The sequence below is a fragment of the Pseudomonas sp. AC229 genome (genome assembly GCF_979254655.1).
Map to the genome: position 1 here is coordinate 6,309 of NZ_CEEDHK010000024.1, position 24,916 is coordinate 31,224.

At 62.6% G+C, this 24,916-nt stretch carries 23 protein-coding genes; 11 read left to right on the plus strand and 12 right to left on the minus strand.

The genetic code is table 11. The features are described from left to right. Positions 1 to 684: 684 nt before the first annotated feature. Positions 685 to 1,875 carry a Bcr/CflA family multidrug efflux MFS transporter gene (locus tag AC0IW7_RS23960; RefSeq protein ID WP_471821278.1) on the plus strand — a complete coding sequence of 397 codons (1,191 nt, stop codon included), beginning with the start codon at positions 685 to 687 and terminating at the stop codon, positions 1,873 to 1,875. 26 nt (positions 1,876 to 1,901) lie between these two features. Here the strand turns inward: AC0IW7_RS23960 and AC0IW7_RS23965 are convergent, their stop codons facing one another. Beyond that, complete coding sequence (locus AC0IW7_RS23965) at positions 1,902 to 2,081, minus strand: hypothetical protein (protein WP_122449729.1); 180 nt, start codon at positions 2,079 to 2,081, stop codon at positions 1,902 to 1,904. 198 nt (positions 2,082 to 2,279) lie between these two features. Beyond that, on the minus strand, positions 2,280 to 3,293 hold the full coding sequence (locus tag AC0IW7_RS23970; protein WP_471821279.1) for a zinc-binding alcohol dehydrogenase family protein: 1,014 nt from the start codon (positions 3,291 to 3,293) through the stop codon (positions 2,280 to 2,282). Positions 3,294 to 3,423: 130 nt separating this feature from the next. On the opposite strand from AC0IW7_RS23970, the gene AC0IW7_RS23975 reads away from it, so the two are divergent. From AC0IW7_RS23975 to AC0IW7_RS23990, 4 genes are all read left to right on the plus strand, one after another. Next, positions 3,424 to 4,332 (plus strand): LysR family transcriptional regulator, encoded by a 909-nt coding sequence (locus AC0IW7_RS23975; protein ID WP_471821281.1) that lies wholly within the window; start codon positions 3,424 to 3,426, stop codon positions 4,330 to 4,332. An 84-nt stretch (positions 4,333 to 4,416) separates the two neighbouring features. Next, positions 4,417 to 4,797 carry a DUF2946 domain-containing protein gene (locus tag AC0IW7_RS23980; RefSeq protein WP_471821283.1) on the plus strand — a complete coding sequence of 127 codons (381 nt, stop codon included), beginning with the start codon at positions 4,417 to 4,419 and terminating at the stop codon, positions 4,795 to 4,797. Positions 4,798 to 4,845: 48 nt separating this feature from the next. After that, positions 4,846 to 5,325: a copper chaperone PCu(A)C gene (locus AC0IW7_RS23985; protein WP_471821285.1), complete on the plus strand. Its 480-nt coding sequence runs from the start codon at positions 4,846 to 4,848 to the stop codon at positions 5,323 to 5,325. Between the two features lie 18 nt (positions 5,326 to 5,343). Next, complete coding sequence (locus AC0IW7_RS23990) at positions 5,344 to 6,729, plus strand: PepSY-associated TM helix domain-containing protein (RefSeq protein WP_471821286.1); 1,386 nt, start codon at positions 5,344 to 5,346, stop codon at positions 6,727 to 6,729. A gap of 138 nt (positions 6,730 to 6,867) precedes the next feature. On the opposite strand, the gene AC0IW7_RS23995 is transcribed toward AC0IW7_RS23990, so the two are convergent. Beyond that, positions 6,868 to 7,821, minus strand: coding sequence for an adenosine deaminase (locus tag AC0IW7_RS23995; protein ID WP_471821288.1), 954 nt, complete (start codon positions 7,819 to 7,821; stop codon positions 6,868 to 6,870). A 135-nt stretch (positions 7,822 to 7,956) separates the two neighbouring features. Between AC0IW7_RS23995 and AC0IW7_RS24000 the strand changes: the two genes are divergently transcribed. Then, entirely contained in the window at positions 7,957 to 9,039 is a 1,083-nt protein-coding gene (locus AC0IW7_RS24000; RefSeq protein WP_471821290.1) for a calcium:cation antiporter, read from the plus strand. 122 nt (positions 9,040 to 9,161) lie between these two features. On the opposite strand, the gene AC0IW7_RS24005 is transcribed toward AC0IW7_RS24000, so the two are convergent. From AC0IW7_RS24005 to AC0IW7_RS24045, 9 genes are all read right to left on the minus strand, one after another. Next, on the minus strand, positions 9,162 to 9,848 hold the full coding sequence (locus AC0IW7_RS24005; protein ID WP_471821292.1) for an SDR family oxidoreductase: 687 nt from the start codon (positions 9,846 to 9,848) through the stop codon (positions 9,162 to 9,164). Between the two features lie 144 nt (positions 9,849 to 9,992). Next, on the minus strand, positions 9,993 to 10,961 hold the full coding sequence (locus AC0IW7_RS24010; RefSeq protein ID WP_471821293.1) for a 2-oxoglutarate and iron-dependent oxygenase domain-containing protein: 969 nt from the start codon (positions 10,959 to 10,961) through the stop codon (positions 9,993 to 9,995). Between the two features lie 136 nt (positions 10,962 to 11,097). Continuing rightward, positions 11,098 to 12,180: a BMP family ABC transporter substrate-binding protein gene (locus AC0IW7_RS24015; RefSeq protein ID WP_471821294.1), complete on the minus strand. Its 1,083-nt coding sequence runs from the start codon at positions 12,178 to 12,180 to the stop codon at positions 11,098 to 11,100. Positions 12,181 to 12,377: 197 nt separating this feature from the next. Continuing rightward, positions 12,378 to 13,733, minus strand: coding sequence for an 8-oxoguanine deaminase (locus tag AC0IW7_RS24020; RefSeq protein ID WP_471821296.1), 1,356 nt, complete (start codon positions 13,731 to 13,733; stop codon positions 12,378 to 12,380). 170 nt (positions 13,734 to 13,903) lie between these two features. Further along, on the minus strand, positions 13,904 to 14,830 hold the full coding sequence (locus AC0IW7_RS24025) for an ABC transporter permease (protein ID WP_471821298.1): 927 nt from the start codon (positions 14,828 to 14,830) through the stop codon (positions 13,904 to 13,906). 146 nt (positions 14,831 to 14,976) lie between these two features. Continuing rightward, positions 14,977 to 16,074: an ABC transporter permease gene (locus tag AC0IW7_RS24030; RefSeq protein ID WP_471821300.1), complete on the minus strand. Its 1,098-nt coding sequence runs from the start codon at positions 16,072 to 16,074 to the stop codon at positions 14,977 to 14,979. 12 nt (positions 16,075 to 16,086) lie between these two features. Continuing rightward, positions 16,087 to 17,667, minus strand: coding sequence for an ABC transporter ATP-binding protein (locus AC0IW7_RS24035; RefSeq protein ID WP_471821302.1), 1,581 nt, complete (start codon positions 17,665 to 17,667; stop codon positions 16,087 to 16,089). A 216-nt stretch (positions 17,668 to 17,883) separates the two neighbouring features. Beyond that, positions 17,884 to 18,468, minus strand: coding sequence for an IMPACT family protein (locus AC0IW7_RS24040; protein WP_471821304.1), 585 nt, complete (start codon positions 18,466 to 18,468; stop codon positions 17,884 to 17,886). After that, positions 18,468 to 19,133 carry a TetR/AcrR family transcriptional regulator gene (locus tag AC0IW7_RS24045; protein ID WP_471821306.1) on the minus strand — a complete coding sequence of 222 codons (666 nt, stop codon included), beginning with the start codon at positions 19,131 to 19,133 and terminating at the stop codon, positions 18,468 to 18,470. The genes AC0IW7_RS24040 and AC0IW7_RS24045 overlap by 1 nt, the downstream gene beginning before the upstream one ends. A 571-nt stretch (positions 19,134 to 19,704) precedes the next feature. Here AC0IW7_RS24045 and AC0IW7_RS24050 point away from each other — a divergent pair. From AC0IW7_RS24050 to AC0IW7_RS24070, 5 genes are all read left to right on the plus strand, one after another. Then, positions 19,705 to 20,703, plus strand: a complete 999-nt coding sequence (locus tag AC0IW7_RS24050) for an ABC transporter substrate-binding protein (RefSeq protein WP_471821308.1) — start codon at positions 19,705 to 19,707, stop codon at positions 20,701 to 20,703. Between the two features lie 59 nt (positions 20,704 to 20,762). After that, the gene (locus tag AC0IW7_RS24055; RefSeq protein ID WP_471821310.1) at positions 20,763 to 21,812 is read left to right on the plus strand and encodes an aromatic ring-hydroxylating dioxygenase subunit alpha; all 1,050 of its coding nucleotides are present in this window, start codon (positions 20,763 to 20,765) and stop codon (positions 21,810 to 21,812) included. Continuing rightward, a complete protein-coding gene (locus AC0IW7_RS24060) occupies positions 21,809 to 22,618 on the plus strand; it encodes an ABC transporter ATP-binding protein (protein WP_471821312.1) in 810 nt (269 codons plus the stop codon). Before AC0IW7_RS24055 ends, AC0IW7_RS24060 begins: the two co-directional genes overlap by 4 nt. 157 nt (positions 22,619 to 22,775) lie before the next feature. Continuing rightward, positions 22,776 to 23,573, plus strand: coding sequence for an ABC transporter permease (locus tag AC0IW7_RS24065; RefSeq protein WP_471821314.1), 798 nt, complete (start codon positions 22,776 to 22,778; stop codon positions 23,571 to 23,573). Positions 23,574 to 23,596: 23 nt separating this feature from the next. Beyond that, positions 23,597 to 24,916, plus strand: a 1,320-nt coding sequence (locus tag AC0IW7_RS24070) for an amidohydrolase family protein (RefSeq protein ID WP_471821315.1), incomplete at its 3' end; no start/stop codon positions are given.

The following is a 24,916-nucleotide window of genomic DNA, read 5'->3' on the forward strand; positions in this document are numbered from 1 at the left end:
GGGTTTTTCGTCGAGCGGCGATACCTGAACGAGCCTGGATTCCCGCCTTCGCGGGAATGACGGAAGTTTTATTCAAGTCCACCGTCATCCTCGTGCAGGCGGCGGTCCGCCGATTCGGGATCTAGGGTTTTTCGTCGAGCGGCGATGCTTGAACGAGCCTGGATCCCCGCTTTCGCGAGGATGACGGGGGTCTTATTCAGTCCACCGTCATTCCCGCGAAGGCGGGAATCCAGAATCTCAAGCCGAGCGGCGATACCTGAACGACTCTGGATTTGGGAGCCAGAACTTTCCGTGGAATGGCCGCGGCTGAACGACTCTGGATTCCCGCCTGCGCGGGAATGACGGAGGTGTTATTAAAGTCCACCGTCATCCTCGCGCACGCGGGGATCCAGAATCTCCCGCCGAGCAGCGATCCCTGAACAACCCTGGATCCCGAACCGTCGGACCGCCGCATTCGCGGCAATGACGGAGGTTTTATTCAAGTTCACCGTCATTCCCGCGCAGGCGGGAATCCAGAATCTCAAGCCGAGCGCAAATGCCTGTATCACGCGAACTCCAGCGCTATCGCACAACCCCAGCAACCGAGCCCTCCGGCCATCGCCAATCCCAACGTCCGCCTACGGCCCAACCCCTCCCACGGTGTACCATGCCCCGCCTCGTGTTCTCGCTGTTGCCGGACCTTTAATGAACTTACGTATCCTGTTAATCCTCGGCGCGCTCAGTGCCTTCGGCCCGTTGGCCATCGATTTCTACCTGCCCAGCTTCCCCACCCTGGCCCACGCCTTTGGCACCGACGTCGAGCATATTCAGCTCACCCTCGCCGCCTATTTCAGCGGTCTGGCGATTGGGCAGTTGGTTTACGGGCCGCTGACCGATCGCTTCGGCCGCCGCCTGCCGCTGCTTGTCGGTGTGGTGCTGTTTACGTTGGCATCGGCCGCATGTGCGCTGTCGTCGAGTCTGGAATGGCTGATCGCCTCGCGCTTCGTGCAGGCCCTGGGTGGTTGCGCCGGCATGGTGATTTCCCGCGCGGTGATTCGCGACCTGTGCGACCCGCTGGCCTCGGCCAAGGCGTTCTCGCAATTGATGCTGGTGATGGGCGTGGCGCCGATCCTGGCGCCGTTCGGGGGCGGCGTGTTGCTCAATTTGTTTGGCTGGCCTTCGATTTTCTGGTGCCTCACTGGGTTCAGCGTGCTGTGCCTGCTCGGCGTCGCGCTGTGGTTGCCAGAGACGATTCCCGCCGGCCTGGAGCGGCCGCGGTTACGGGGGGCGTTTGGTCAGTATTGGCGTTTGCTGGGCGACGGCCAGTTCCTCGGCCATGCGCTCACGGGCGGCGTCGCCATGGCGGGCATGTTCGCCTACATCGCCGGTTCGCCCTTTGTGTTTATCGAACTGTACGGCGTGCCGCCCGAGCACTACGGCTGGCTGTTTGGCGGCAATGCGGCGGGGTTTATTCTGACGGCGCAGATCAACGCGCGCCTGTTGCGCCACCACGGGCCGGGTTACTGGCTGGTGCGGATCGTGTGGCTGTACCTGTTGTTCGCCCTGATTCTGCTGGCCGTCACCGCATTCAAACCGGCGCAGTTGTGGCCGCTGATGCTGCCGTTGTTCTGCTTTATCGCGAGCTTGGGCTGCATCATTCCCAACGCCTCGGCCTGCGCCATGGCCGGGCAGGGCAGCCACGCGGGAAGCGCGTCGGCGCTGTTGGGTTGCCTGCAATTCAGCGTGGCGGCGGGCGCTGCCAGTTTGGTGGGCGTGCTGCACGACGGCACGGCAATGCCGATGGCGATGGTCATCAGCCTGTGCGGTGTGGTGGCGATGGTGCTGGCGCTGGTGACATCACGCAGCGCCAAGAACGTGCCGTTCGGGGTGTTGTAACGGCACGTCGGGCATAAAAAAACGCGCTATCCGGCGGCGCGTTGTTCGACTTGCGGGAGCTGGTGCGGGGCTTTCAGTCGGGCTTCCAAGGTGGTGACGAACTCGCGGGCTTGCGCCTCGCTGCGGAAACTCACGGCATGTTGATCCATGCGAACTTGCCAAAGCGGGCCTTGCGGCGTGGAGAGCGTACGAACCAGAATTTTCATGCCTGCCTCCTGCGGTTGGTATGTCGAGGAAGTTGCAGTCTAGTCAGCGTTGATGAATTTTCTTTGACCGTTTGATGTTGGGCGACACGCGGTCGTCCGGTTGAAAGCATCGCGGCTGAAGCCGCTCCCACAGTTGATAAAAAACCTCTAGGAGCGGCCTGGCGGCATTCCGACCAGCCGCGATGGCCATCACACCAATCAGAAGCTCTCAAGCACAATCTTGCCCTTGGCCTTGCCGCTCTCTAGCAGCGCGTGGGCGCGGCGCAGGTTGGCGGCGTTGATACTGCCGAAGTGCTCGCCGACGGTGGTTTTCAACGTGCCGGCGTCGATCAGCTCGGCCACCTGATTCAGCAGGCGATGCTGCTCGATCATGTCGGCGGTCTCGAACATCGAGCGGGTGTACATGAACTCCCAATGCAGCGACAGGCTCTTGCGCTTGAGCTTGGTCACGTCGAGGCTTTTCGGGTCGTCGATCAGGCCCAGCTTGCCTTGCGGTTCCAGCGCTTCCACCAGTTGGTCGAAGTGGTCGTCCGTGTTGGTCAGGCTGGCAATGTAGGTCACCTGGCCAACGCCGATGCGTTTGAGTTCCTCGGCCAGCGGCTTGCTGTGGTCGATGACGTGGTGGGCGCCCAGCTCGCGCACCCAGTCCTGGGTTTCACTGCGCGAGGCGGTGCCGATTACGGTGAGGTCGGTGAGCTGACGAGCCAGTTGCACCAGAATCGAACCCACGCCGCCAGCGGCGCCTACCACCAGCAGGCTGTGCTTTTTGCCGCTGCTGCCCTGCGGCACCTGCAAGCGCTCGAACAGCAGTTCCCAAGCGGTGATCGCGGTCAGCGGCAGGGCGGCGCTTTGGGTGAAGCTGAGATTTTTCGGCATATGGCCGACGATGCGTTCGTCCACCACGTGCAGCTCGCTATTGGCGCCAGCGCGGGTCAGGGCACCGGCGTAGAACACCTTGTCGCCGACCTTGAACAGACTCACTTCGCTGCCCACCGCTTTCACCACGCCGGCTACATCCCAGCCCAGAACCTTCGCGTCGCCATTTTCCGGCGCCACGTTTTTACGGATTTTGGTGTCGACCGGGTTTACCGAAATCGCCCGCACTTCCACCAGCAAATCACGCGGCAGGGGAGTGGGCGCGGGCAGTTCGATGTCTTGCAGCGCGGCTTCATCGTCGATGGGCAGCGAGTGGTAATAGGCGATGGCTTTCATGTGAAGACTCCGAAAAGTAGATGGGCGATGGATGACGCGCAGGTTCTGATATTTCGCGAGTGGGAAAAAGAGCGTAAAAGCGAACTCTCTTTCAATTCTCTATTGATAATTGCCTGCCGCGAGAACCGCCATGTTGCGCCTGGATGATCTGCAAATTGTTGTGCGTACCGCTGACTTGGGCAGCCTGTCAGCGGCGGCGCGTGATCTGGATGTGTCGCCAGCCGTGGCCAGCGCGGCGCTCAAGCGCCTTGAGCAGCAGCTCGAAGTACGTTTGTTCGCCCGCTCCACACGCAGTTTGCGCGTGACGCCTGAGGGTGAGCAGTTTCTGGGCTACGCCCGCGCCGCTCTGCAAAGCCTAGACGAAGCCCAGCAGCAATTGGCGGGCAGGAAGGTAGACATTAGTGGGGTGCTGCAAATTTCCGCGCCCTCGGATTTCGGCCGCAATGTGCTGCTGCCCTGGCTCGACGAGTTCCAGGCCGAGCACCCGTTATTGCACGTGCGCCTGCTGCTGGGCGACCGCAACGCCGACCTTTATCGCCAGCCGGTGGACATCGCCATTCGCTACGGCGCGCCGGAAGATTCCAGTCTGGTAGCGCTGCCGTTGGCCCCCAACAATCGCCGCGTGTTATGTGCCTCGCCGGCTTACTTGAAAAAGCACGGCGAACCGCTGCGGGTCGACCAACTGGCGCAGCACAATTGCCTGCTGTACATGCTCGGCGGCCGCCTGCACGAGCGCTGGCGGTTTATCGATGGCAAGCGCGAACTGAGCGTGACGGTGGGCGGCAACCAGGTCAGCGATGATGCCGACGTGGTGCGCCGCTGGGGCGTGGCCGGGCGCGGCGTCATGTACAAGTCCTGGCTCGACGTGGCCGCCGATGTGCAGGCCGGGCGCCTGAAGGTGCTGTTGCCGGAACTGCGTGGCGAGCCGGCGGCTCTTAACCTAATCTGCACCCATCGCGCCCAACTGAGTAAAACGGTGTACTTGCTGCGTGAGTTCATTCAATTGCGTTGTAGCCAACTGCTTGAAGCCAAGCCCTAGCGCCGCCCCACGAACCGGCGTGTGCGGCAAATCGCTCGCGCGCCGGGGTTTGTCATCGCGCGGCGCGCTGGTAGAGTCGCGGCCATGATCGTCTCCCCTCCCAATCGCTCGCTCGTGGCCTGGCTGCTGTATTTCAGCGTGCTGTTCAACGTGCTCGCCTGCGGCATTGGTCATGGGCAGATGTTGGGCTTGAGTCTCAATGGTGTGGGTGGTGCGTTCTGCTCCGCCGATAACGGCGCCGGCCCGACGCTGGATTCCGGCAGCGGCTCGATCAACGACGACAGCGCCACCCCTTCGTTTAACTGTCCCCTCTGCGGCGCCATCAGCCTTGGCTTGGCGCTGCTGTTCTGCCTGAGCTGGCTGCTGCGCCCGCGCCGCGACCGGCTTCCCGCCTGGGAGCCGCGCAGCAAAGCGCCGCCCCGTTATTCATGGCCCTCGGCCAACCCCCGCGCGTCCCCGATCTGAACACGCTGTTCTGCCGGTAACCCTGTGTTCATTTTTTGGAGAAGTGTGATGACCCTGTTCAAGTCCTTGTTTCTGAGCGCGCTGCTGAGCGTGCCGTTTGCTGCCGTGGCCCACGAGTACGAAGTGGGCGAGCTGCATATCGATCATCCGTGGTCGCGCGAAATGCCGCCGGGCGCGCCCACGGCGGCGGCCTATTTCATCGTGCACAACAAAGGCGCCAGCGCTGATCGGCTTGTCTCGGTGGCAACCCCGGCGGCCGGCAAAGCCGAGATGCACGAACACATCGACCAGAACGGCCTGATGAAAATGCAGCAGGTGCAATTCGTCACCGTGCCGGCTGGCGGCGAAGCGACCTTCGCGCCCATGGCCTACCACGTGATGCTGTTCAACCTGAAGCAACCGCTCAAAGACGGCGAGCGCTTTCCCCTGACCCTGACGTTTGAAAAAGCGGGCGAGGTGACCGTGCAAGTGGCCGTGCAAAAAGATGCACCGCCGGCGCAGCACGATATGTCCAAGCACAGCAACTAACACGCCGGGGAAAAGTGTATGAGCAAGGCGCCTGTGTCGTTCTACAACCAGGCCTGGCGATGGCATTTCTACGCCGGGCTTTTTGTCATTCCTTTTATGGTGATGCTGTCGCTGACCGGCATCATTTATCTGTTCAAACCGCAGCTCGATAACCTGATGTACGCCGACCTGCTGGAGGTCAATCCGATTGGCCAACGCCTGAGCGCCGAAGCGCAACTGGCGCGGGTGCAAGCGGAATATCCGCAGGCCGCCGTGAGCCAATACCTGCCACCGGTGGACGAACGCCACAGCGCGCAGTTCGTGGTGACCGAGGCGGGGCGCAAGCTTAATTTGTTTGTCGACCCTTACAACGGCACGGTGCTCGGCAGCCAGGACGCGCAAAACAACCTGCAAGCCATTGCCCGTGCGCTGCATGGCGAGCTGATGATCGGCACCGTCGGCGACCGCCTGGTGGAACTGGCCGCTGGTTGGGGCGTAGTGCTGGTGGTGTCGGGCCTGTACCTGTGGTGGCCGCGTGGTCGCTGGGGCGCGGGCGTGTTGTGGCCACGCATGGCCGCGCGGGGGCGTTTGTTCTGGCGCGACGTGCACGCGGTGACCGGTTTCTGGGGTTCGCTGCTGTTGCTGTTTATGCTGCTCACCGGCATGACCTGGACCGGCTTCTGGGGCAAAAGCTTTGCGGACGTGTGGAACCAGTTTCCGGCCGCCATGTGGAACGACGTGCCCAAATCCGGCGCCGAAGCCCGCAGTCTCAATACCCGCGATTCGCAGACCGTGCCCTGGGCTGTGGAAAACACGCCGCTGCCAGCCTCCAAGCCGCCGGCTGTCGATCCCCATGCGGCGCACAACGGTCACCATATGGCCGACATGGCGCCCGCCGCCAGCGGCCAGATTCCGTTGCAACAGGTGGTCGACATCGCCGAAGCCAACGGCGTAACGCCCGGCTACAGCATCACCCTGCCGCAGGGGGCAGAGGGCGTTTTCACCATTGCGGTCTTTGCCGACGACCCGCGCAACGACGCCACGCTGCACGTCGACCAATACAGCGGCAAGGTGCTCGCCGACGTGCGCTGGCAGCACTACAACCTGGTGGCCAAAAGCGTGGAAACCGGGGTGATGCTGCACGAAGGCAAACTGTTCGGCTTGGCCAATCAGCTGTTTATGTTGGCCGTGTGCCTGCTGATTTTGCTCAGCTCGGTGAGTGGTCTGGTGATCTGGTGGAAGCGTCGGCCGCAAGGCCAACTCGGTGTGCCGCCGCTGCGCCACGACTTGCCGCTGTGGAAGACGGCGGTGGTGATCATCATCGCGTTGGGCGTGGCGTTTCCGCTGGTGGGGATGTCGCTGGTGGTGATTGGGGTGTTGGATTGGTTGGTGGTTTCGCGGGTGAAACGAATGGAGACGGCGTAGGGCGCCGGCCCTCTCCCCCAGCCCCTCTCCCGCGCGCGGGCGAGGGGAGCCGATCGGCGCAGTGCTTTGGCTTTTCGTCCCCTCTCCCTGAGGGAGAGGGCTAGGGAGAGGGGGAGGCGCCCGCGCCGATCTACAGGCTTATCCCTTAACCAACCGCGCATCCAAACTATTCTGCGCCAGCCGCTGCGCCTGTTCCTGGGTCATGCCCAGGTGCTCGTGCAGCGCCATGAAGTTCTCGGTCACGTAGCCGCCGAAGTACGCCGGGTCATCCGAGTTCACCGTCACTTTCACGCCCTGTTCGAGCATGTCGAGGATGTTGTGCTGGCCCATGTGCTCGAACACGCAAAGCTTGGTGTTGGACAGCGGGCACACGGTCAGCGGAATTTGCTCGTCGATGATTCGCTGCATTAAACGCGGGTCTTCGCTGGCGCGTACGCCGTGGTCGATGCGGCTGATTTTCAGCAGATCCAGCGCTTCCCAAATGTACTCGGGCGGGCCTTCTTCGCCGGCGTGCGCCACGGTGAGAAAACCTTCGCCGCGAGCACGGTCGAACACGCGCTGGAATTTGCTCGGCGGGTGGCCCATCTCCGAGCTGTCGAGGCCGACGGCAAAAAACGCATCGCGAAACGGCAGCGCCTGGTCGAGGGTCTGCTGCGCGGCGTCTTCGGGCAAGTGCCGGAGAAAACTCAAGATCAAACCGCTGCTCACGCCCAGTTGTTCGCGGCCATCTTTCAGCGCGGTGGCAATGCCGTTGAGCGCCACTTCAAAAGGAATGCCACGATCGGTATGGGTTTGCGGGTCGTAAAAGGGTTCGGTGTGCACCACGTTCTGCGCTTTGCAACGTTGCAGGTAGGCCCAGGTCAGGTCGTAAAAATCCTGCTCGGTGCGCAGCACGTCGGCGCCTTGGTAGTAGAGGTCGAGAAACTCTTGCAGGTTGTTGAACGCGTAAGCGCTGCGCAGCGCTTCGACGTCGTTCCAGGGCAGGGCAATCTTGTTGCGCTCGGCCAATGTGAACAGCAACTCCGGCTCGAGCGAGCCTTCCAGGTGCAGGTGCAATTCGGCTTTGGGCAGGGCGTTGAGCCAGTCGTACATGGTGAGCACCTTGTCAGTTGGAAATGCCGGCTAGTTTAGCTGACCGTGAAGACAGAATCCCGCACGCGATTCTCTCTGAACGGATGGGCACGTAGACTGCCGAAACATTTTGTTGCCACGGAGCGCCGACATCCCATGCTTGCCCATCTCAAGAACGAAAAGATGCTGCTGATCGCCGTCCTGGCGGTGGCCATCGCCTACCCGCTGGAGCATGTGCTGCTGCATTCGGGGCAAGCCGTTGCGCTGTTCAGCGCGCTGGTGCTGGTGGGTGCGATTATCTGCGCCTCCATGCGCGTGGCACACCACGCCGAGCTGCTGGCGCACCGGGTGGGCGACCCCTACGGCACCATGATTCTTACCTCGGCCGCCGTGCTGGTGGAAGTGGTGGTGCTGGGCATCATGATGAGTAACGAAGCGTCGCCAACCCTGGTGCGCGACACCATTTATTCGGCCGTGATGCTCGACATCAACGGCATTCTCGGCCTGGCCGCCTTGATGGGTGGCCTCAAGCACGGCGAGCAACCGTACAACGACGATTCCGCGCGCAGCTATAGCGTGATGATCCTCACCGCCATGGGCATTTCCATGGTGGTGCCGGAGTTCGTGCCGGAACAATCGTGGAAAGCCTATTCGGCATTCACCATCGTCATGATGGTCATGCTCTACGGCTTGTTCCTGCGCATGCAGGTCGGCCCGCACAGTTACTTTTTCAGCTACAGCTACCCGGAAAAACGCCGCGCCAATGCTCAGGAAGAAGAGCGCGAGAGCAAGTCGCTGTCCATTGGTTTGCTGATTGCCGGTGTGGTGGTGATTGGTGCGTTGGCGGAAGTGATGTCGAAAACCCTCGACCTCGGCCTTGAGGGCACCGGCGCGCCACCCGTGTTGGCGGCGCTGTTGGTGGCCGGCATTTCCGCCGCCCCGGAAATTCTCACCGCCTTGCGCGCGGCCATGGCCAACCGCATGCAGTCGGTGGTGAACATCGCACTCGGTGCTTCGCTGTCGACCGTGATTCTCACGGTGCCGGTGATGGAAGGCATCGCGCTGTACACCGGTCAGCCGTTCATCATGGCCATGACGCCGGTGCAGACCATGATGGTGTTTATCACCCTGGTGGTGGCGGCCATCAACCTCAACGACGGCGAGACCAATGCCATTGAAGGCATGACCCACTTCGCGTTGTTTGCGACGTTTTTGATGCTGACGTTTATCGGCCTGTAAACCGCGCCCTCACCCCAGCCCCTCTCCCGTGCCGGGCGAGGGGAGACAAACGCCGTCCGCCCCTCTAGCGCGATTTGACCCCCTCTCCCGTTTACGGGAGAGGGTTGGGGTGAGGGCGGCTCTTACCAAGCAATCGCTTCGCCCTGGTAATCAATAAACCGATGTCCACCCACGCCGGCTTGTTTGTTGATTTGCGCCACCATCCCTTTGCAACTGGTCTCGATATCCAGCGTGGCGCCGTCGCCGCCCATGTCGGTTTTCACCCAGCCCGGGTGCATTGAAAGCACCGTCAGCCCGTCGCGTTGTAGCTCGCACACAAAACTGTTGGTCATCGAATTCAGCGCCGCCTTGCTGGCCTTGTACAGCGCCATATTGTTGCCCTCAGGAATGGCCACGCTGCCCAGCACCGAACTCATGAACGCGAGCACGCCGTCGGGCTTGTTGATCTGTCCCACCAGCCGTTGCGCCAGGCGGATCGGGGCGATGGCGTTGGTCATAAACAACTGGCCGATCTCTTCGACGGTGGCCTGTTCAACCGACTGATGAGACGGGCCGGAAACGCCGGCATTGATAAACACCAGATCAAACGTCTGCCCCGCCACACGCTGTTGAAAGGCGTCGACTTGCGCGCCGTCGTTCATCTCCAGTTGCTCGACCTTTACCCCGGCCAGCGCCTGCAAGGCTTCAACGCCGGTCTGACTGCGAACGGTGGCCGTTACCTGCCAGCCATCGGCGTGCAGCTGGCGCACCAGGCCCAGCCCGAGGCCACGCGAGGCGCCGATGATGAGTGCGGATTTTGTCTGTGCCATGGTCGGCTCCTGTTGAAAGGGTAGGGAGCACAGCATAGCCGGCGGACGGAAGTGCGGCTGAAAAGCTCGAGGCTGAAGCCTCTCCTACAGGTAACGTTTAGCTCCTGTGGGAGCGGCTTTAGCCGCGAGCTTTTTGCTGGGCCGCTACAGCGCTTCCTGCTCGCGGATGTACGCGTACGTATCGGCAAAGCGCGACATCAAATACGCCGCGCTGGTCACCGGCGCGTACTTCGGCGGATGGCTGTCATCCGAGCAGCCCGGCAGGCAACTGATCACGGTGTCTGGGTGCGGCTCGGCAAAAAACGGCATGGAATAGCGATCCACGCCCAGCGGGCTGATTACCCGGTGCGGCGTCGACTTGTACCGGTCGTTGCTCCAGCGCGCCATCATGTCGCCGAGGTTGACCACAAAGGTGCCGGCAATCGGCGGTGCGTCAATCCATTCGCCTTTGACGTTTTGCACCTGCAAGCCGCCGGCATCGTCCTGGTACAGCAATGTAATGCAGCCGTAATCGGTGTGGGCGCCGGCGCCCTGTTGCTCCGCGCTGCTGGCGGTATGGCGGGGCGGGTAATGGATCATGCGCAGCACGCTGATGGGCTCGTTGAAGCGCACATCGAAAAAGTCGCGGTCGATATCCAGCGCAATGGTCATGGCCCGCAGCAAGGTTTTCGCCAGCGCTTGCATGTCGAGGTAATGCTGTTCCATCAGCGCTTCCCAATCGGGCTGGTCGGGGTGGCGATTCGGGCCTCGCAGCGGTTTGCCGGCGAGCACTTCCGGGTGGTCGGCGGGCATGTGAAAGCCCATGTCGAAGGTTTCTTTCAGGTCGCTGGGTTTGCTTGGGTCGAGCTGCTCGGTGGCGATGCCGCCGTAGCCGCGATGGTGCTCGCTCTGGGTGATGTCGATGCGCAGCTTGTCGGCTTCGCTGCTGGCGAAAAACGTCTTCGCCGCGTTGAGCAAATCGTCGATGCGTTGCGCGCTGATCGGGTGGCCCTTGATATAGAAAAAGCCCCACTCGCGGCAGGCGGCGTCGATCTGCCTGGCAACGTTCAGCCAGCCGGCGTCGTCGTGTTGATACAGCGGGGCGATGTCGATAATGGGAAGGGAATTAGGCATGTCGGCTCCAAGCTGCTCAGGTCTTCTCGTACCCATAGCGAAGAGGCGGTTCTGCTGAGCCATTCAGCAGGGACGGCACGGAAAACAAAATGCAAAAAGGGCACCCTGCGAGGTGCCCCGGTTTAACGCGGCACCTTTACTTCGGCAACTCGGCTTTGACGTTCTCGACGTAGTAATTCATCGAGGCCAGTTCCGCTTCGGTGGCGACCACGCCAGCCGGAATTTTCACCGCGCCGGTTTGGTCCTTGATCGGGCCAGTGAACGGGTGGAAGGCGCCAGACTTGATGTCGGCAATAATTTTTTCGGCCTCGGTTTTCACCTCAGCCGGCACGATGTCGCTGATCGGCAATTCCACGGTGCCGTCATCCAGCCCGCCCCAGAAATCCTGCGGCTTCCAGGTGCCGTCGAGCACCGCCTGGGTCGACTTGATGTAGTGCGGGCCCCAGTTGTTGACGATGGACGTCAGCACCGCTTTCGGGCCGAAGTGCGCCATGTCGGAGGCATAGCCCACCGAATACACGCCACGACGTTCGGCGGTCTGGATCGGCGCCGGGCTGTCGGTGTGCTGGAACACTACGTCTACGCCCTGATCGATCAGCGCGTTGGCGGCGTCGGATTCTTTGCCCGGATCGAACCAGGAGTTCACCCACACCACTTTCATTTCGGTGCCAGGGTTGTACTTGTCCAGCGCCAGTTGGATGGCGTTGATGTCGCGGATCACTTCCGGAATCGGGAAGGAGGCGACGTAGCCGACCTTCTTGGTTTTGGTCATTTTCGCCGCGAGGTAGCCGCCCACATAACGGCCTTCATAGGTGCGCGCCAAGTACGTGCCCAGGTTCTTGTCCTGCTTGTAACCGGTGGCGTGCTCAAAGGTGACGCCGGGGAATTGCTTGGCCACTTTCAGCGTCGGGTTCATGTAGCCGAACGAGGTGGTGAAGATCAGCTTGTAGCCGCCCTTGGCCATGTTGCGAATCACGCGCTCGGCGTCGGCGCCTTCGGGCACGTTTTCCACATAGCTGGTATCGACCTTGTCGCCCAACGCTTCGGCCATCGCCTTGCGGCCTTGCTCGTGCTGGTAAGTCCAACCGTGATCGCCCACCGGGCCGATATAAACAAAACCCACCTTCAGCGGATCCGCCGCCGAGGCGCCCAACGTGGCGCTGAAACCGAGTGCGGCGATCAGGGTGCGCAGCAGGGGCTTTTTCAAAGTGTTCCGCATAGCGAATAGAGCTCCAGTGGTGTGTGTCGTTGTTTTTTGAATGGCTGGCGATAGCGATTGCAAAAAATTGACCAACTGGACAATTAACCGCTGCCGCCGCGTAGAAACGGGGCGGCAGCGGGTGCTCGGGTACAACAGAAGAACGCTGTTGGTGCGTGGCGCCGCGTGGGCGCTGTGATGTGGTGCAGAGGCCGGGTTTAACCGGCGATCAACGCTTTTGCCGCCTGGCGGTGGTCGGCGATCAGCTGGGCAACATCCAGCCCTTCAATCTGCCCATCAACCACACGCCATTCGCCGCCAATCATCATCCGATCGGCGCGATCCGCCCCGCACAACAGCAGCGCGGAAACCGGGTCGTGGCTGCCGGAGAAACGCAGCTCGTCCTGCTTGAAGAACGCCAGGTCGGCCTGTTTGCCGACGGCCAGCTCGCCAATATCGCTACGGCCCAGCAGCTTCGCCGAACCTCTGCTGGCCCAACCGAGCGCCAACTCCGGCGTGATTTTCTCCGCGCCGTAACGCAGGCGTTGGATGTACAGCGCCTGCCGGGCTTCGAGAATCATGTTCGAGCCGTCGTTCGAGGCTGAGCCGTCCACGCCAATACCAATGGGCGCGCCGGCCGCTTCCAGGTCCACCGTCGGGCAAATGCCCGAGGCCAGGCGCATGTTCGAACTTGGGCAATGGCAGATACCGGTGCCGGCCGCGCCGAGGCGGGCGATTTCGTCCGGGTTGAAGTGAATGCCATGGGCGAGCCAGGTGCGGGAACTGAGCCAGCCGACGCTGTCGAGGTAATCCACGGTGCGCAGGCCGAACCGTTGCAGGCAGAAATCTTCTTCATCCAGCGTTTCGGCCAGGTGCGTATGCAGGCGCACGTCCAGCCGCTCAGCCAGTTCGGCGCTCTGGCGCATGATGTCCTGAGTGACCGAAAACGGAGAGCACGGCGCGAGTGCGATCTGAATTTGCGCACCATCGCCACGCTCGTGGTACTGCTCGATCAGGCGTTGGCTGTCGGCCAGAATCACCTCGCCTTGCTGCACCGTTTGCTGCGGCGGCAGGCCACCGTCAGCCTCGCCCAGGCTCATGGAACCCCGCGTGAGCATGGCGCGCATGCCCAGTTCGCGCACCACATCCACCTGCACATCGATGGCGTTTTCCAGGCCGCCGGGGAACAGGTAATGGTGATCGGCCGCCGTGCTGCAACCGGACAACAACAACTCGGCCAGCGCCACCTTGGTCGCCAGCGCCAGCTTTTCTGGGGTCAGCCGCGCCCACACCGGATACAGGGTTTTCAGCCACGGAAACAGCGGTTGATTAACCACCGGGCCCCAAGCACGGGTGAGGGTTTGATAGAAGTGATGGTGGGTATTGACCAGGCCCGGCAGCAACACATGCTCGCGGGCATCGAAGGTGGAATCACACGGGCGGGAAGGAGATTGGCCAGCGCCGAGCACTTCAGCGATGACTCCGTTTTCCACCACCAGACCGCCAGCGGCGTCGAGTGAATTACCAGTGAAAACGGCGAGGGGATTTTTGATCCAGAGACGGGTAGCTGCCATGTGAGCAGGCTCCTTGAGGTTGATTTCAGGTAGCCAGCTCAGTGTTGCCCTGTCTGCTGATCCAGGTAGCCGTAAGGCGTGGGGGCGACAATACCTAACTGGGTGGTCAGGATCAACAGGGCGTGTGTGGATGATTCGTTGGCTTCGCCTTCGCAGCGAAGCCCAACAACTCAATGCCCAGGCTGCCACGGTTTGCCCAACGACACCGGCGCAAACAGTCGGGTTTTGATGGCGTCGCGCGAGAGCAGGACCAGCACCACAATCGTGGCGACATACGGCAGCATCGCCAGCAGGTTCGAGGGCACCGACAAACCAATGCCCTGCGCCACCAAATGCAGAATGCTGGCCAGGCCAAACAGGTACGCGCCGAGCAGTACGCGGAACACGCGCCAACTGGCGAATACCACCAGCGCCAAGGCAATCCAGCCGCGCCCGGCGGTCATGTTTTCGGCCCACATCGGCGTGTAGGCGAGTGACAGATACCCGCCCGCCAAACCGGCCATGGCGCCGCCGAACATCACGGCCAACGTGCGCACGCGCAGCACCGGCAACCCCATGGCGCTGGCGGCGTCGGGGTTTTCGCCGACGGCCTGGATGATTAAACCGATGCGGCTTTTCAGCAGCACCCAAGCCACCAGCGCAAACAGGGCGAAGGACAGGTAAATCAAGGCGTCCTGGGCGAAGAGCATGCGGCCGATCAAGGGGATGTCGCTGAGCAGCGGAATCACCAGCGGCTCGAAGCCGGCCAATGGCTTGCCGACCCAAGCGGCGCCGATGAAGGAGGACAAGCCGACGCCAAAGATGGTCAGCGCCAAACCGGTGGCCACCTGATTGGCGTTAAAGCCCAGGGCCACCGTGGCGAACAGCATCGACAACAACATGCCCGCCGCCATCGCCAGCAACACGCCGAGCCACAGGCTGCCGGTGCCGAAGGCGACGATAAAACCGATCACCGCGCCGAACAGCATCATGCCTTCCTGGCCAAGGTTGAGAACGCCGCTTTTCTCGCAGATGAGTTCGCCCAGGGCCACCAGCAGCAGCGGCGTGCCGGTGCGGGCCATGGCGTAGAGGATGTTGCTTAACAGGTCGAGATCCATCGGGTGTTGCTCCGCAAATTATGTAATGGCGAACGGCTTGCCCTCTCCCCCAGCCCCTCTCCCGCAAGCGGGCGAGGGGAGCCGAATCGCGTGCGGTCTGGCTCCCTCTCCCCTCGTGGGAGAGGGTTGGGGGTGAGGGGGGACGTTCAGGCCGCCGTCGCTTTAACTGCCAACCGCCGCTTCCAAACCGCCTTCACCCGCGGCCGATACAAAATCAACACGTCACACGCCAGCAGGAAAAACAGCATCATTCCCTGGAATAACTGGGTGATCGCCTGGGGCAGGTTCAGGCTCAACTGCGCGCTCTCACCACCGAGGTAGAGCAAGGCCATCAGCAGGCTGGCGAAGACGATGCCGAGCGGATTCAAGCGCCCAAGAAACGCCACGGTGATGGCGGCATAGCCGTAGCCCGGCGACACCTGCGGCACCAGTTGGCCAATCGGCCCGGCCACTTCGCTGACGCCCGCCAAGCCGGCGAGCGCGCCGCTGACCAGCAGCGCAAACCAGACCAGGCGCTTCTCACGAAAGCCGACAAACCCGGCCGCGCGCCGGTCCAGCCCGAGCACCTTGATCTGAAAGCCCAGAAAGCTTTTCTGCAGCAGCACCCACACCGCCACCAGTGCCAGCAAGGCGAAGTAGATGCCGGCGTGCAGACGGCCGTCTTCGCTTATCAGCGGCAGGCGCGCCATGTCGCCGAACATGGCCGATTGCGGAAAGTTGTAGCCGTCGGGGTCTTTCAGCGGGCCGTGTACGAAGTACAGCAGCAGGTTCAGGGCGATGTAGTTGAGCATGATGCTGGTGAGAATTTCGTTGGCGTTGAACTGCGTGCGCAGCCACGCCGTAAGCCCGCCCCACGCAGCGCCGGCGAAGGTGCCGGCGAGCAGCACCCAGACCAGCGCCCAGCGGCTTTCCCAGTCGATGATATGCACCGCCACCGCGCTACCCGCGAGGGCGCCGAGCAGCAGTTGGCCTTCGGCGCCGATGTTCCAGATGCGCGCTTGGTACGCCACTGCAAGGCCCAACGCACACAGCAGAATCGGCAGCGCCTTGACCAGCAATTCCGACACGCCGTACCAGTCGCTAACGGGCGCGATCAACAGCGTGTGCAGGGTTTTAGCCGGGCTCAGCCCCAGCAGCAAAAACAGCAACGAGCCGCAGATCAGCGTCAGCACGGCGGCCAGCAGTGGCGATAGCCAGAGCATGGCGCGCGATTGCTGGCCGCGCGGTTGCAGGGATAACAACATGCGGGTGCTCCGTCAGCTCAGAGTGGCAGCGCTGGCGGCGCTGGTGTCGGTGGAAAAATGCGGCGCCTGGGGCGCGAATTGGCCGGCCATCCAGCGCCCGACATCAGCAGGCGTGGTGCCGGCGGTGGCGGCCAGTGGGGAAAGCGTGCCGCTGGAGAGCGCGCCGATGCGGTCGCTGATCTGGAACAGTTCGTCGAGGTCTTCGCTGATCACCAGAATCGCCGCCCCGGCATCGCGCAGGGCGATCAAGGCGCGGTGAATGGCGGCCGCTGCGCCAACGTCGACGCCCCAGGTCGGGTGTGCGGCGACCAGCAGTTTTGGTTGCTGCATGATTTCCCGGCCGAGGATGAATTTCTGCAAATTGCCGCCCGACAGGCTGCGCGCGGCAGCTTCGGCGTCCGGCGTTTTTACCGCGAAGCGCTGAATGATGGCCTCGGCAAAGGCCAGCACCTTGGCGCGCTGAATCAGCCCCTTGCTCACGAGCCCTTGTTGAAAAGCGGTGAGCAAGGCGTTGTCGCTCAGGGACATATCCGGCACCGCGCCATGGCCCAGGCGCTCGGCCGGCACAAAGGCCAGCCCGCGCTGGCGGCGCGCGTCGGGGTAAAGGTTGGCGATGGGCTGGTCGTCGAGGCTGATGCGTTCACGTTCGCCGCGCGGCAGCCGCACTTCACCGCTAAGCAGGGCGAGCAGTTCGTCCTGACCGTTGCCGGCGACACCGGCAATGCCGACGATTTCGCCGCTGCGCACGTCCAGGCGCAGGTTGCTCAACGACGTGCCGAAGGGATCGATGTTGTGCCAGTTGAGGTCATCGACCCGCAGCCGCACACGGCCACCGCTGACTTTCGGGTACTCGCTTTCCAGTCCTTCGGCGTCGCCGACCATCAGCTGGGCCAGCTCCAGGTCCGAGCATTCAGCCGGCACGCAATGCCCCGACACCCGGCCGCCGCGCAGCACCGTGGCGCTCTGGCACAAGGCGCGTACTTCGCCGAGTTTGTGGCTGATAAACAGAATGCTGCAGCCCTCGGCGGCCAGGCGGCGCAGGGTGGCGAAGAGTTCATCGGCTTCCTGCGGCGTGAGCACGGAGGTGGGTTCGTCGAGAATCAGCAGCTTGATGTCTTGCATCAGGCAGCGAACGATCTCCACGCGCTGGCGCTCGCCAATGGACAAACTGTGCACCAACCGCTGCGGCTCCAGCGCCATGCCATAGCGCTGCGACACTTCGCGAATGCGCGGCTCCAATTGCTTCGGCGTACCGGCCTCGCTGCCCATGGCCAGGGCAATGTTCTCGGCAACGGTGAGGGTTTCGAACAGCGAGAAATGCTGGAACACCATGCCGATGCCCAGGCCGCGCGCCATGGCCGGGTCGCGCATGGTCAGGGTTTGGCCGTGCCAGACGATGCTGCCGCTGTCGGGCTGGGTGACGCCGTAGATGATCTTCATCAACGTGCTTTTGCCCGCACCGTTTTCGCCCAGCAGCGCATGGATATGCCCCGGCTCGATGCTCAGATCAATGCGGTCGTTGGCCAGGCAGCCGGGGTAGCGCTTGGTAATGCCGAGCAATTGCAAGCGGGGCGTGGGAGGGGAACTGGACATGGCGGCTGACTCGAAAAATACGACTGAGTCAGGTGTAAGCAAAAACTTGGCCAGTGAGTCAGAAAGTTGGGGTGGTGGTTGGGTTTTTTGTTAGAAGCGCAAAGCAGACCGTGGACAGCAGCACCCTCTCCGCACCTGGATTCCGAATCGTCGGACCGCCGCCTGCGCGGGAATCCAGAATCGAGCAGGAGTACGCGTAACCCGAAGCAAAACGACTTACAGACGCCGCAAAACAACCCGCCCGCGACTGATATCGCCAACTACCCGCTGTAGCTCAGCGAACCGTGCCTCGGGAATAGCCAGCTGCAGCGTGGCCCCCTCACCGTCATACACCTCGCTCTCCAGCAGCGCCTCCAACTCCCCCAGCCGCGCTTTCAGAATGGGCAGTTCGGCAAACTGGCAGTGGCAGGCGCAGCTCACGCGCCTGACCAGTTCCACTCGCTCGCCGCCTTGCAGGCACTTGCTCGCGCCGCCGCCGTAGGCGCGGGCCAGGCCGCCAGTGCCGAGCTGGATGCCGCCGTACCAGCGAATCACCAGCACCGCCACGTTGTCGCAGTCCTGCCCTTCGATGGCGGCCAATATCGGGCGGCCGGCGGTGCCGCCGGGTTCGCCGTCGTCGCTGAAGCGGTACTGCTGACCCACTTTCCAGGCCCAGCAGTTGTGCGTGGCGGCCGGGTCGCTGTGGCGTTCGATAAACGCCTGCGCCTCGGCCGCGCTGGTAATCGGCGCAGCCAAGGTGTGGAAACGACTTTTTTTGATCTCCTCGCGGTACTCGCAAGGTTGGGCAAGGCTGAACGGCATCAGGCGCTTGGCGGCGTCAGCCCGCAGCCTTTGAGGATGATGTGAATGAGGGTGTCGGTGGCCACGGCGAAGTCTTCCTTGGCGAGTTTTTTGCGCCCGGTGAGGCGGCACACTTGCTGGTTGAAGTCGGCGTAATGCTGGGTGCTGCTCCACAGCAGAATGATCAGGTGCACCGGGTCGACCGGGTCGATTTTGCCCGCCGCAATCCAGGCTTCGAACACGGCCGCACGGCCGCGAAACCAGGTCAGGTAATCCTCGTTGAAGTACTCCGACAGGCACTCGCCACCGCCAATCACTTCCATGGCGAAAATCTTCGAGGCCAGCGGTTGGCGCCGGGAGAATTCCATTTTGGCGCGAATGTAAGCAGCCATCGCCTGCGCCGGATCGTCTTCGGCGGTGAGGTTGTTAAACGTGCTGTCCCACAATTCGAGAATGTTGCTCAGCACGGCCAAATACAGCCCCAGCTTGTTGCTGAAGTAGTAATGCAGGTTGGCTTTGGGCAGGCCGACAGTCTGGGCGATGGTGTTCATGCTGGTGCCTTTGAAACCGTGGCGAGCGAACTCTTCCTCGGCGGCGAGCAGAATCGCTTCTTCGTTTTTCTGGCGGATACGCCCGGCCGGTTTGCCGGTGTTTTTGGCGGTGTGCGCGGGGACTTCGAAGTTCATAAGTACAACCGAACCGTTGAGGATGGGGAGCCTGTGCACTGATAACCCAGGCGGCTGCACACTGACAAGCGGGCGTCGCAGAAAAAGCCGTGTATGTCGCCTTCAGTGCGTGGTGTGCACCGTCGTTGTGCGAAACCGTTAGGGGCGTGCGCGGTTTTGTAGCTGTCAGGTTCGGTTGGAAGGCCGGCCTGATCTGTCTGGGTGGTCAACAAACGCCGCTGGCATCGGCGTTTTCCATAACTTGGCACAGCCTCTGCAAAGACCTGACCCGAGTAGAAGCGGTTAGCGTCGAGGCAGTTCATTCGACGTAGGACATTGCTCTTGCGGCCACCCCGGCCGCACACCCGGTTGCGGGTGCTTGATCCTGGCGATTGCCCGGACGAGAGAGAGGTCAGCCATGAACCGTTTTTGCCCGTTGCTCATGCCGTCGCCCGCCACAGGTTTGTGCCTGTCGGCCTCTCGTTTCCGTGCCTTTTCCAGTTCCCGCATCGCCTCCGGTTTCCCTCGCCGCCCGGCGCGTTTTGCGCTGGGCGCGGCTTTCTCTGTGCCCTCCTTAAAAGAGACCACCACCATGAAGCAATTCGCCGTGAAAGCATGTATCGCCTCCGCTTCTATCCTGCTCAGCCTGGGCGTGCAGGCCAACGACAAAATTGTGTTGCTCACCTCCTGGTATGCGCAGGCCGAGCAGGGCGGTTTTTACCAGGCCAAGGCCAAAGGCATTTATGCCGAGAACGGCCTGGACGTGGAAATTCGCATGGGCGGTCCGCAGGTCAACGGCATGCAATTGCTGCTCAGCAAACAGGCCGACGTGATCATCAACTACGACCTGCAAGTGCTCGCCAGCGTGCAGCAGGGCTTGCCCGTGGTGGCCATCGGCGCGCCGTTTCAGGGTGACCCGCAGGGCATGCTGACCCACGCCGATGTCACCAGCCTGGACGGCTTGAAGGACAAGAAAATTCTCGTCTCCACCTCGGGCCAAACCACTTGGTGGCCGTGGCTTAAAGGCAAGTACGGCTTCAGCGACGCCCAGGCGCGCCCGTACACCTTCAACCTGCAACCGTTCTTCGCCGACCCCAACACTGCGCAGCAGGGCTACCCGACTTCGGAATTGTTCCAGGCGCAGAAAGCCGGCGAGAAGGCCAACTTCTTTCTGTTCGCCGACGCCGGTTACCCGCCCTACGGCTCGACGCTGGTCACCCGCCAGGACGTGATCGCCAGCCGCCCTGAAGTGCTTCAGCGTTTCGTCAAAGCCAGCATGCAGGGTTGGAAAAGCTACCTGGCCGAACCCGCTGCCGCCAACGAGTTGATCAAGCACGACAACCCGAGCATGAACGACGAGTTGCTCGCCTGGGGCGTGGCCAAGCTCAAGGAATACCGCCTGGTGGAAGGCGGCGATGCGCAGACCCAGGGCATCGGCACCATGACCGACGCGCGCTGGCAGGCGACCCGCGACTTCATGGTGAAAGCCAACCTGCTCAGCGCCGATGCCGATTGGAAAAAAGCCTACGACACCCGCTTCGTCCGCGACCTGAAGGTGCTGCCGGCCGCCGCTGATGTGGCGGCGCAGTAATTCATTTTTAAGCCCTGCCGCAGAGCGTGGGCGTTAAAAGCTGTGATGAGGAAATTGCCATGCTTGTGACTCAACAACCCGTACTGCGCCGCTTCTGGTATGCACTCATGCCCGTGAGCTTGCTCGCCGACGGCCCGAAACCCTTCACCCTGCTCAACGAACGCCTGGTGCTGTTTATGGGCAAAAAGACCGATGGCGAAATGGGGCCGATTGCCCTGGCCGACCGCTGCTGCCACCGCACCGCGCAGTTGTCCAAAGGCTGGGTCGATGACGGCGTGATCGTCTGCGGCTACCACGGCTGGCGCTACGACGGCAGCGGCGCTTGCGTGTGCATTCCGCAGAAAGCCGACAACGCGCCGATACCCGCTGGCGCGCGCACTGATGCGTTTCACTGCCAGGAAAAATACGGCTACGTGTGGGTGTGCCTGGGCGAGCCGCTGCAGCCGATTCCGCACTTCGACGAAGAAGGTCAGCCGCAGTACCGGCGCATCTTCCAGTTCTACGAAGAATGGCAGACCAGCCCGCTGCGGTTTATGGAGAACTCGTTCGATAACTCGCACTTCAGCTTTGTGCACAAGGCCAACTTCGGCATGCTCAGCCAGCCCAAACCGTCGAAGTACTTGCTCGAGCAAAACGAGTGGGGCTTCGAGGCCGAAACCATTGTGCCGATCAACAACCCACCGGCCGGGCACCGCGTAACGGGCACCGACGCACCGACCACCACGCGCCACTTGTTCAACCGCTGGCACCTGCCGTTCGTGCGCCGCTTTGGCTGCACCTACCCCGACAGCGGCCTGCACCACATCATCTACAACTGCGCCACGCCCATTGATGACAAGCGCATTCAGCTGGTGCAGTGGCTGTACCGCAACGACAGCGAAGAGGCGTGCAGCACCGAAGAGCTGATTGCCTGGGACGCGCCGATCACCCTTGAAGACAAAGAGATTCTCGAAGCCACCGACTACGACGCCTGCGTCGATACGCGTCGGCGCGTGGAGTTTCATATGGAGTCGGACAAGCCGGGCCTGATCATGCGCAAGATGCTCTTCGACCTGCTGCAAGCCCATGGCGAAGAAGAGCAATTCCGCCCCGCGGGCATGCCGCTATGAACGCCGCCTTCAACCTGCCCGTGAGCGAAGAGCCACCGGTGCTGCTGGCCAATCAGGTGGAGAAAACCTACGGCAACGGCACCCACGCGTTACAGAAAATGAAGCTGGAAATCGGCCGGGGCGAATTCGTGTCCTTGCTGGGCCCGTCGGGCTGCGGCAAGAGCACGCTGCTGAAAATGTTCGCCGGGCTGGAACAACCGTCGGCCGGTCATGTGCGCTGGTGGGGCAAAGGCGAAGTGGGCACCGACAGCGCCCAGCAAAAACTGGCGATGGTGTTTCAGGAAGCCACCTTGATGCCGTGGGCGAAGGTGGCCGACAACGTGCGCTTGCCGCTCGATTTGGCGCGCATCCACCGCGCCGACAGCGAGCCACGGGTGCAGGCCGCGCTGGAGCTGGTTGGCCTGGGAAACTTCGGCGGCGTGTACCCGCGCGAGCTATCGGGCGGCATGCAGATGCGCGCCTCGATTGCCCGCGCGCTCGCCACCGAACCCAACCTGCTGTTGATGGACGAACCCTTCGGCGCCCTCGACGAATTCACCCGCAACCGGCTGGACAGCGACCTGCGCCAACTCTGGTCGCGCCGCGACCTGACCGTGGTGTTCGTCACCCATAGCATTTACGAGGCGGTGTTTTTGTCCTCGCGCGTGGTGGTCATGGGCGCGCGGCCGGGGCGGGTGATTGCCGATGTGAAAATCGACGGGCCGGCCGAGCGTGACGAGGCGTTTCGCATGTCGGCAGGGTTTATCGAACAGTGCGCGCGGTTGTCGGCGTTGTTGGTGGAAGCGAATGGGGAGGGCGGGCATTGAATCGGCGTCGCCTGCTGCCCTCTCCCCTAGCCCCTCTCCCGCGCGCGGGAGAGGGGAATCTGATCGCGATCCCGCTTTTCTCCCCTCGCCCGTTCACGGGAGAGGGGCTGGGGGAGAGGGCGCTTTTGATCTCAGTCGCACCGACAGGAGCCACCCCATGAAAACCAAACCCTGGCTATCCAACCCCTCCGTGCAAAACATCCTCGCCCCGCTGTTGGTCGGCGCCGTACTGCTCGGCGTCTGGCAACTGCTGTGCGTGGCCCTAAAGGTGCCGGTCTATCTAGTACCGAGTCCCGCCGACATCGGCCGCACGCTGATCGTCGACGGCCCAATGCTGCTCGGTGCGTTATGGATGACGCTGAAAATCACCTTCCTCTCGTTTGCCCTCGCCGTGGTGCTGGGCGTGCTGGCGGCGTTCCTGTTTGTGCAGAGCCGCATCATCGAGGCCAGTCTGTTTCCTTACGCGATTCTGTTGCAGGTCACGCCGGTGGTGGCCATCGCGCCGCTGATTATTATCTGGTGCAGCAACGCCACGCTGGCGCTGGTGATTTGCGCCACGCTGGTGGCGATCTTTCCGGTGATTTCCAACACGGTGCTGGGGCTGCGCAGTGTTAATCCGGGGCTGCTTAATCTGTTTCGCCTGAACCGCGCCAGCCGTTGGCAGACGCTGGTGCGGCTGCGCATTCCCAGCGCCTTGCCGTATTTTTTCGGTGGCCTGCGCATTGCCAGCGGTTTGGCGTTGATTGGTGCGGTGGTGGCGGAGTTTGTGGCGGGCACCGGGGGCACCAGCGCCGGGCTGGCGTATCAGATTTTGCAGGCCGGCTTTCAACTGAACATTCCGCGCCTGTTTGCGGCGCTTGTGCTGATCGCCCTGACGGGCGTGCTGCTGTTTAGCCTGATGGCGGCGTTGGCGCGTTATAGCCTTGGGCATTGGCATGAAAGTGAGCAGGGCTAATCAATGATTTCGGAGCACCACACATGACCGCCAATACTTCCTGGCTGATCCGCAATGCCAGCGCCATGCTCACCGGCAAACGCGGCGCCGAGTCGCGCCATGCCGGGCCGGACATGCGCATTGTCGACGGCCGCATCGCTGCCATCGGCCACCTGCAACCGCAGCCCGGCGAGGCGCAGATCGATGCCCGTGATTGCGTGATTTATCCGGCCTGGATCAACACCCATCACCACCTGTTTCAGTCGTTGCTCAAGGGCGAGCCCGAGGGTTTGAATCAGTCGCTCACGCCCTGGTTGGCGGCGACGCCGTACCGGTTTCGCGGCGCGTTTGATGAGCACAGTTTTCGCCTCGCCGCGCGCATTGGTTTGCTCGAATTGCTGCGCTCAGGCTGCGCCACCGTGGCGGATCACCATTACCTGTATTACCCCGGCATGCCGTTCGACAGCGCGCACATTCTGTTCGAGGAAGCCGACGCCCTTGGCCTGCGCTTTGTGCTGTGCCGGGGCGGCGCCACGCAAACGCGGCAGTTGGAGGCGGACCTGCCGCAAGCCATGCGCCCGGAGAAACTCGACGACTACCTGGCCGACGTCGAACGCCTGACCGCGCGCTACCACGACCCCGCTGCCGACGCGCGCCGGCGCATCGTGATGGCGCCGACCACCACCTTGCATTCCACCACGCCGGCGGAGTTACGCGAGACCGCGGCGGTGGCGCGCAAGCTCGGCCTGCGCATGCACAGTCACCTATCCGAAACCGTGGATTACCTCGACGCCGCGCGCACCAAGTTCGGCATGACGCCCGTGCAGTTTTGCGCCGAGCACGACTGGCTCGGCTCCGACGTTTGGTTCGCCCATTTAGTGAAATTGCTGCCAGAAGAAATCCAACTGCTCGGCCAGACCGGCACCGGCATCGCCCACTGCCCGCAGAGCAACGGTCGCTTGGGCAGCGGCATTGCAGACTTGCCGGCGCTGGAAGCGGCGGGTGTGCCGGTGTCCATCGGCGTCGATGGCGCGGCCTCCAATGAAGCGGCGGACATGCTCTCGGAAACCCACGCCGCCTGGCTGCTGCAACGGGCGCGCAAAGGCGAGCGGGCGCAGCCGAAATATGTCGGCGGCCAGTTCGAAGGCGGCGCGGATGCGGCCAGCATCGATGACGTGGTGCGCTGGGGCACGGCGGGCGGCGCGCAGGTGTTGGGGTTGGATGATCTCGGCACGCTGGAAGTGGGCAAGGCGGCGGACATCGCCATCTACCGGCTCGACGATCCGCGCTATTTCGGTTTACACGACATGGCCATCGGGCCGGTCGCCAGCGGCGGTCGCGCCAGCTTGAGGGCGTTGCTGGTG

What these genes read in the sequence shown, in the direction of transcription:
- AC0IW7_RS23960 (WP_471821278.1), top strand. Translation starts at nt 685, where the DNA reads ATGAACTTACGTATCCTGTTAATCCTCGGCGCGCTCAGTGCCTTCGGC.
- AC0IW7_RS23965 (WP_122449729.1), bottom strand. Translation starts at nt 2,081, where the DNA reads ATGAAAATTCTGGTTCGTACGCTCTCCACGCCGCAAGGCCCGCTTTGG.
- AC0IW7_RS23970 (WP_471821279.1), bottom strand. Translation starts at nt 3,293, where the DNA reads ATGAAAGCCATCGCCTATTACCACTCGCTGCCCATCGACGATGAAGCC.
- AC0IW7_RS23975 (WP_471821281.1), top strand. Translation starts at nt 3,424, where the DNA reads ATGTTGCGCCTGGATGATCTGCAAATTGTTGTGCGTACCGCTGACTTG.
- AC0IW7_RS23980 (WP_471821283.1), top strand. Translation starts at nt 4,417, where the DNA reads ATGATCGTCTCCCCTCCCAATCGCTCGCTCGTGGCCTGGCTGCTGTAT.
- AC0IW7_RS23985 (WP_471821285.1), top strand. Translation starts at nt 4,846, where the DNA reads ATGACCCTGTTCAAGTCCTTGTTTCTGAGCGCGCTGCTGAGCGTGCCG.
- AC0IW7_RS23990 (WP_471821286.1), top strand. Translation starts at nt 5,344, where the DNA reads ATGAGCAAGGCGCCTGTGTCGTTCTACAACCAGGCCTGGCGATGGCAT.
- AC0IW7_RS23995 (WP_471821288.1), bottom strand. Translation starts at nt 7,821, where the DNA reads ATGTACGACTGGCTCAACGCCCTGCCCAAAGCCGAATTGCACCTGCAC.
- AC0IW7_RS24000 (WP_471821290.1), top strand. Translation starts at nt 7,957, where the DNA reads ATGCTTGCCCATCTCAAGAACGAAAAGATGCTGCTGATCGCCGTCCTG.
- AC0IW7_RS24005 (WP_471821292.1), bottom strand. Translation starts at nt 9,848, where the DNA reads ATGGCACAGACAAAATCCGCACTCATCATCGGCGCCTCGCGTGGCCTC.
- AC0IW7_RS24010 (WP_471821293.1), bottom strand. Translation starts at nt 10,961, where the DNA reads ATGCCTAATTCCCTTCCCATTATCGACATCGCCCCGCTGTATCAACAC.
- AC0IW7_RS24015 (WP_471821294.1), bottom strand. Translation starts at nt 12,180, where the DNA reads ATGCGGAACACTTTGAAAAAGCCCCTGCTGCGCACCCTGATCGCCGCA.
- AC0IW7_RS24020 (WP_471821296.1), bottom strand. Translation starts at nt 13,733, where the DNA reads ATGGCAGCTACCCGTCTCTGGATCAAAAATCCCCTCGCCGTTTTCACT.
- AC0IW7_RS24025 (WP_471821298.1), bottom strand. Translation starts at nt 14,830, where the DNA reads ATGGATCTCGACCTGTTAAGCAACATCCTCTACGCCATGGCCCGCACC.
- AC0IW7_RS24030 (WP_471821300.1), bottom strand. Translation starts at nt 16,074, where the DNA reads ATGTTGTTATCCCTGCAACCGCGCGGCCAGCAATCGCGCGCCATGCTC.
- AC0IW7_RS24035 (WP_471821302.1), bottom strand. Translation starts at nt 17,667, where the DNA reads ATGTCCAGTTCCCCTCCCACGCCCCGCTTGCAATTGCTCGGCATTACC.
- AC0IW7_RS24040 (WP_471821304.1), bottom strand. Translation starts at nt 18,468, where the DNA reads ATGCCGTTCAGCCTTGCCCAACCTTGCGAGTACCGCGAGGAGATCAAA.
- AC0IW7_RS24045 (WP_471821306.1), bottom strand. Translation starts at nt 19,133, where the DNA reads ATGAACTTCGAAGTCCCCGCGCACACCGCCAAAAACACCGGCAAACCG.
- AC0IW7_RS24050 (WP_471821308.1), top strand. Translation starts at nt 19,705, where the DNA reads ATGAAGCAATTCGCCGTGAAAGCATGTATCGCCTCCGCTTCTATCCTG.
- AC0IW7_RS24055 (WP_471821310.1), top strand. Translation starts at nt 20,763, where the DNA reads ATGCTTGTGACTCAACAACCCGTACTGCGCCGCTTCTGGTATGCACTC.
- AC0IW7_RS24060 (WP_471821312.1), top strand. Translation starts at nt 21,809, where the DNA reads ATGAACGCCGCCTTCAACCTGCCCGTGAGCGAAGAGCCACCGGTGCTG.
- AC0IW7_RS24065 (WP_471821314.1), top strand. Translation starts at nt 22,776, where the DNA reads ATGAAAACCAAACCCTGGCTATCCAACCCCTCCGTGCAAAACATCCTC.